The following is a 561-nucleotide window of genomic DNA, read 5'->3' as shown; positions in this document are numbered from 1 at the left end:
GAGAAAAAGGAAAGAGGAGGAGGGGGGGGAGGGGAGAGGAGAGAAAGAAAGAAAGGAGAAGGGGAAGGGAGAAGAGAGAAAAAAGGAGAGAAAAGAAAAAGAAGAAGAGGAGAGGAAGAAAGGGGAAAAGAAGAGAGAGGGAAGAGAAAGAGGGGGAGAAGAGAAAGGGGGAGAAGGAAAGAAAGAAGGAGGAGAAAAGAGAAAAAGGAAGAGAAAGAGAGGGAAAAAAAGAGGAGAGGGAAAGGAGGAGGGGAGAGGAGAGAGGAAAAGAAGAGGAAAAAAAGAGGGAGGGGAAAAAAGAGGAAAGAAAAAAGAGAAAAAGAAAAAGAAAATAGAAGAAGAAGAGGAGAAAAAAGAAAAGAAAGAAGAGGAAGAGAAGAAGAAGGGAAGAGAGGGGGAGAAAAAAGGAGAGAAGGGGGAAGGGAGGAAGGGAAGGAAAAGAAGAGGAAAGGAAAGGGGGGGAAAAGAAAGAGGGAAAAGGGGGGAGGAAAGGGGAGAAGGAAGGGGGGAAAGGAAGGGAAGGAGAGAAGAGTAGAGAGAGTAGTTGTGAGAACTGTTGAG

The 561-nt window shown here is 45.5% G+C and carries 1 protein-coding gene; it reads left to right on the top strand.

Annotated features, from left to right (window positions below; all coding sequences use genetic code 11):
- Window positions 1–535, top strand: a 535-nt coding sequence (locus A3773_RS19745) for a hypothetical protein (RefSeq protein WP_197462831.1), incomplete at its 5' end; no start/stop codon positions are given.
- Between the last annotated feature and the right edge of the window lie 26 nt (window positions 536–561).

This window comes from Neptuniibacter pectenicola, assembly GCF_001597735.1.
GTDB lineage: Bacteria > Pseudomonadota > Gammaproteobacteria > Pseudomonadales > Balneatricaceae > Neptuniibacter > Neptuniibacter pectenicola.
The sequence above is the reverse complement of the archived record's forward strand: the minus strand, read 5'-3'. Positions and strand labels throughout refer to the sequence as shown.